General features: G+C 39.5%; 1 pseudogene. It reads right to left on the bottom strand.

The window, feature by feature from the left end:
* Positions 1 to 651: pseudogene (locus DNJ77_RS09875) on the bottom strand (DDE-type integrase/transposase/recombinase); the annotation flags it as partial.

Genomic DNA, 651 nt, shown 5'->3' with positions numbered 1-651 from the left:
AAATTCCTGCAATATGGTTTTATGAAACCGCTCACATATCCCATTGGTCTGTGGTGATGCTGCCTTTGTTTTAGTGTGTTCTATATCTTGGATAGCTAGATACAACTGATAATCATGATGTTCAATTTTACCGCAATATTCAGTCCCTCTATCTGTTAATATGCGAATAAGTGACATGTTATGCTCTTCAAATAACGGTAACACTCGATCATTTAATAAATCGGCGGCAGTAATGGGTGTTTTAGAGGTGTATAGTTTGCAACAAGCAACTTTGGAGTACGTATCTACAAAGGTTTGCTGATACACTCTACCAACGCCTTTTAAAGCGCCAACATAGAAAGTATCCTGAGAGCCAAGATACCCAGGATGTTCGGTTTCAATCTCACCACAAGCAAGGTCATCTTCTTTTTTCTTTTCAAGCGCCTGTACTTGTGACTCCGTGAAAACAAAACCTTCTTCAGCAGATTTGACTTCCAAAGCCAATAAGCGTTGTTTGAAGTTGGCTAAAGCATTTCTAAGCCAGATCGAGCGAACGCCACTAGGAGAAACAAATATGCCTTGTTTTCTTAACTCATTACTGGCACGTAGTTGTCCATAGGCAGGGTATTCAATCGCATATTCAATAACGGCTTTTTCAATTACTTCATCAAC

It is taken from the genome of Fastidiosibacter lacustris (assembly GCF_003428155.1).
Lineage (GTDB): Bacteria > Pseudomonadota > Gammaproteobacteria > Francisellales > Francisellaceae > Caedibacter > Caedibacter lacustris.
This window is presented reverse-complemented; position numbering and strand designations above follow the sequence as displayed.